General features: G+C 67.6%; 6 protein-coding genes. 5 read left to right on the top strand and 1 reads right to left on the bottom strand.

The window, feature by feature from the left end:
* Positions 1–144: 144 nt before the first annotated feature.
* Positions 145–1410, bottom strand: a complete 1266-nt coding sequence (locus RGD00_RS22700) for a tyrosine-type recombinase/integrase (protein ID WP_310459520.1) — start codon at positions 1408–1410, stop codon at positions 145–147.
* Positions 1411–1984: 574 nt separating this feature from the next.
* On the opposite strand from RGD00_RS22700, the gene RGD00_RS22695 reads away from it, so the two are divergent.
* From RGD00_RS22695 to RGD00_RS22675, 5 genes are all read left to right on the top strand, one after another.
* Positions 1985–2242 carry a helix-turn-helix transcriptional regulator gene (locus tag RGD00_RS22695; RefSeq protein ID WP_310459519.1) on the top strand — a complete coding sequence of 86 codons (258 nt, stop codon included), beginning with the start codon at positions 1985–1987 and terminating at the stop codon, positions 2240–2242.
* Positions 2242–2481, top strand: coding sequence for a hypothetical protein (locus RGD00_RS22690; RefSeq protein WP_310459518.1), 240 nt, complete (start codon positions 2242–2244; stop codon positions 2479–2481). Before RGD00_RS22695 ends, RGD00_RS22690 begins: the two co-directional genes overlap by 1 nt.
* Positions 2478–2873, top strand: coding sequence for a VRR-NUC domain-containing protein (locus RGD00_RS22685; protein WP_310459517.1), 396 nt, complete (start codon positions 2478–2480; stop codon positions 2871–2873). Before RGD00_RS22690 ends, RGD00_RS22685 begins: the two co-directional genes overlap by 4 nt.
* The gene (locus RGD00_RS22680) at positions 2870–3877 is read left to right on the top strand and encodes a helix-turn-helix domain-containing protein (RefSeq protein WP_310459516.1); all 1008 of its coding nucleotides are present in this window, start codon (positions 2870–2872) and stop codon (positions 3875–3877) included. The genes RGD00_RS22685 and RGD00_RS22680 overlap by 4 nt, the downstream gene beginning before the upstream one ends.
* 71 nt (positions 3878–3948) lie before the next feature.
* On the top strand, positions 3949–4326 hold a 378-nt coding region (locus RGD00_RS22675; RefSeq protein ID WP_310459515.1), incomplete at its 3' end, for a DNA cytosine methyltransferase.

Genomic DNA, 4326 nt, shown 5'->3' with positions numbered 1-4326 from the left:
TCGCCGAGATGCAGGACTGGTTCGCCGATCAGTCGGATGGCCGGAAGATCCCCGACAGCCGCAGCGTCCGGCGCAGGGTGACGCCGGTCTGGAAGAAGCTGCGGGGAGAAGGATCGTGAAGATGCGGCGATGCGCCTTGCGGCGTCACGCGGTCTTCCGGCCGCCCTGATCGTCGGTGCCATGGACCAGTCGAGGCTTCGGCCGGAAGGCGCTGGCCACCGCGTCCACCCCGGCGCGCAGGGGCGAATCCATCAGGTGGGCATAGCGCAGGGTCGTCTGCATCTGGCTGTGACCCAGAAGCTTTCCGATCATTTCCAATGAGGCGCCGCCGCTGACCAGAAGCGAGGCGAAGGTGTGGCGCAGGTCGTGGATGCGGACGTCCTGCAGCCCACATTGCTTTTGGACCTGCGCCCAGAACCGGCGCACTTCCTGCACTGGTTGGCCGGGCGTGTCGCCGGGAAACAGCCATGGAGAGCCATTTGGCACCAACAGCAGGCGCTGGCGCACGATGGCGGCGGTCTCGTCCGAGATCGGGACGCGATGGGCGCGGCGCTGTTTCGTCATGGTGGGCGGCTTTGACCAGCTCATGTGCTCGAGGTTGAACTGCTCGAACCGGGACTGGCGCACCTCGCCCAGACGGGCGCCGGTCAGCATGCACATGCGGATGATGTCGGCCGCGCGCCGGTCCTCGGCCGCATCCAGCGCCGCAGCCAGCTTGGAGATCTCTTCCTTCGAGAGGAAGCGTTCGCGCGGCGTCTCGGTGCGGCGGTGAAAGCGCTGGGCGGGGTTGTCCTCGCACCAGCCCCACTGGACCGCCAGCGTGAACATCTTGCGCAGCACCTCCCCGATCCGGTTGGCGCGCACCGGCGTGGGCTTCGCGCCCTGCAGCTTGCGCGCCCGGTTGTTGGGCTTTTCCTTGTGGGGCCGCGCCCGGCCCTCGGCGATCTTGGTCAGCAGCTTGTCGACGTCGGTCGGGGTGATTTCCGTCACCAGCTTTCGGCCCCAGACCGGCTCCACCATCTTGGCCAGCGCCGACCGCTGATCGGCCGCGCTCCGTTCCGACAGTTTCGGCAGATGCTCGGCGCAGTAGCGTTCGATCAGGTCAGTCACGCGCGGGGCTTCGCGCTTTGCCTCGCGCTGGCCCAAGGGATCGGCCCCGGCGTCGATCTCGCGCCGCAGTTCCTTGGCCCGCTCCCGAGCGGCCGACACTGACCATTCCGGCCAGCGCCCGAAGGTCATCCGGCGCTGCCGCCCGGCATGACGGTAATCCAGCGTGAAGGCCCGGCCGCCGCCGCGGTAGATGCAGACGGCAAATCCCCGGACGTCGGTGTCGAAGATCTGGTAGTCCCGCCCCGGCACCGGCTCGGCGTCGCGCAGCACTTTCTCGGTCAGCTTGATGCGTTCGGGCATGGCTTTGGTCCTTCTTGCATCCGACATGAGGCGTGGTTTCGCCTGACTATCAAGGCAAGCATAGCGCCACGGGTGGCGGGGAGGCGGAGGGTGGCAGGAAGGTCGCCAGAACCGTGCCACCCCTTGTTTTCATGGGATTTCGGCGCTGGGCGGATCGATGCGCGACTGGTGGCGACGTGCGCAATGGGACGCCTGAGGTCGTCGGCGCGGTCATTACGCTGCAAATCCAGCTTTTGAAGAGCTGCGAAGCGACAAATCCTCAAGGAATTCAAGGGGTGGCAGGGGTGCCGTGTCGGGTGCCACCCCGTCTTTGCACGTCAATGCCGGTCAAACACGGTCAATGCGACTGTTCGCTGGTGTTTGCGGTCTTGGCGTCCGTTTCGCCCATTTGGCAGGACCGGCCGTAATCTTCCACCGCCACCCGATCACCATCGCAATCCCCAATAAAACAAGGGGTGGCACAATGGCGGCATCCTTTCCGCCACCCTCCGCCTCGCCGCCACCCCTCGGGCTCTGCGCTCACTGGTCCCCGCAAGACGTCCCCGATCTTCGGGGCCAGGACGAGGAGACCCCGATGCCGCATCTCGGATCGATGCCAGACCCCAAGGAGAAACCCCGGACGCTGCTGGTCGGCTGGATCAGCCGTCTCGACCTCGCGCTGGAACTCGGCCTTTCGGTCGACACCCTGCGCCGCTGGGAGGCGATGAGGACGGGTCCGCCCTGCGTTCGGGCCGGGCGCAAGGTCTATTACCGCCGTGCCGCCGTCGAGGACTGGCTGGAAGAGCAGGAACAGGCCGCCCCGCGCCGCCGTCGTGCCGGAGGACGCCGGTGATGACCAGCCCGTCGCACAGTTCCGCCTGGCCCGCCGACCGCGTCGCTGAGGCCCGCGCCGTCATCGCCGATGTTGCGCATCACAGCGATCTCCTCATCCGGCTCGCCTGCAATGTGCTCGTCCAGCATGGCGAGACGTCGGCCGAGCGAACCGAGGCACAGCGCCTGCTGGTGGTCGTCGATGCACGACGGCCGGTACGGCGCGCCCAGCGCGAAGACCAGGGGAGGGCCGCGCGATGATGCGCCGTGGCACCCCCGAAGCCGATCTGCAGCGCACCGTTGTGCAGGCGCTGCGCATCGCCCTGCCCCGCTCAGCCATCATCCATCACTGCGCCAACGAGGTGACCGAGGCCGGGCCCCGCGGAGCCAAGCGCCAGGCCATCCTGGTCGGCATGGGCGTCCATGCCGGGTTCACCGATCTGATGGTCCTGTGCGAGGGTCGTGTCCTGTTCCTCGAACTGAAGGCACCGAAGGGGCGGCTGCGGCCGGAGCAGGAGGCGTTCCGCGATGCGGTGAAGGCGCAGGGATTCGGCTGGGCGCTGGTGCGCAGCCTCGACGATGCGCTGGGCGCGCTGGCCGATCACGGCTTCACCACGCGCATCGCCCTTGCCCCGCGGAGGCCCGCGCCATGAGCCACGAGGCCACCAACTGGGCCATCAAGCAGCGCGGGTTGAAGCCCACAACCAAGATCGTGCTTTGGCATCTTTGCGACCGGTTCAACCCCGACTACGGCTGCTTTCCCTCGCAGGACCGGCTGGCGCATGACTGCGAGATCAGCCGGTCCACACTGAACGATCACCTTGGCCAGCTCGAGACCGTGGGCCTGCTGCGGCGGGTGCCGCGGCTCGATCCGGTGACCAAGCGCCAGCTGCCCACCCGCTATATCCTGGGGTTCGAGCCGGGCTTCACACCTGTGGCTGTGGTGCCGCGTCCGGAAATCGGACACGGGGACGACGGCGCCGCGGAAAGCCTCGACGATGCCGATGGTTGTGATGTCGACGGCATGGCCGACGTCCTGCCGTGTCCGGATTTCGGACACGGGTTTGGCGGTGAAGCCGTGTCCGATTTTTCGGCCGAGCCGTGTCCGGAAAATCCCGAAAGCCGTGTCCGGATTTCGGACACTAACCCTGTAAGGGAACCTCTAAGTAAACCAGTAAAGGAGGAGGAGGGCGCGCAGGCGCGCAAAGCGATTTCCGATGAGTTTTTCGGGGAGCTGCTCGACGCGCTGGGCCTCGATCCCGCGGCCCTGCCCGGCTGGTGGCAAGGCTGGCCGCCCCGGCTTCACGTCCAGCGCTGGCGCGACGAACTGGGCCTGACCGAGGCGGAGATCATCGCTGCGGCCGAGGCCAGCCGCCAGGAGCATCCGGAACCGCCTGATGGGCCGAAGGCGCTGGACCGGGCGATGCAACGGGCAGCCCAGCGCAAAGCCGAAGATGCAACGCGGAAGCGCCGGAAGCCGAAGGCGGCCCCTGCCCCGACTGCGAAGCCGATCACCGACCTGCCAGCCTTCTACGCCGATCTGGTCAATTCCGACCGGTATCTGCCGGTCAGCGCGATCAGTAACACCATGCGCGACGCCATGCTGGCCCGGGGGCTGGTCACGGCCGAACGCCTGCGCGAGCGCGGGGTGCGGTGAATGGCATGGTGTCACGTCCCCGGCACGGACTCTCCCTCTGCGCAGGCGGCGGAGGCCTTGATCTGGGCCTCATGCTCGCCGAGCCCGGCTATCACACCCGCGCCTTCGTCGAGTGGGAGGACTGGCCCAGCATCGTACTCATCGCCGCCCAGCGCGCGGGATACTTCGCCCCGGCCCCGATCTGGACCGATTTGCGCAGCTTCGATGCCCGGCCGTTCTGCGGGGCCTTCGATGCCATCCTCGCAGGCTACCCATGCCAGCCCTTCAGCGCGGCCGGAAAGCGCGGCGGGGCCGACGATCCCCGTCACCTCTGGCCCGACGTCGCCCGCGTCATCGGCGAATGCCGCCCGGAATGGGTCTTCCTCGAAAACGTCGCCGGGCACGTCACCCTCGGCCTTGAAACCGTCCTACGAGAGCTTTGGGGATTGGGCTACACGCCTGCGGCGGGC

This window comes from Ruixingdingia sedimenti (assembly GCF_031432425.1).
Lineage (GTDB): Bacteria > Pseudomonadota > Alphaproteobacteria > Rhodobacterales > Rhodobacteraceae > Ruixingdingia > Ruixingdingia sedimenti.
The sequence above is the reverse complement of the archived record's forward strand: the minus strand, read 5'-3'. Positions and strand labels throughout refer to the sequence as shown.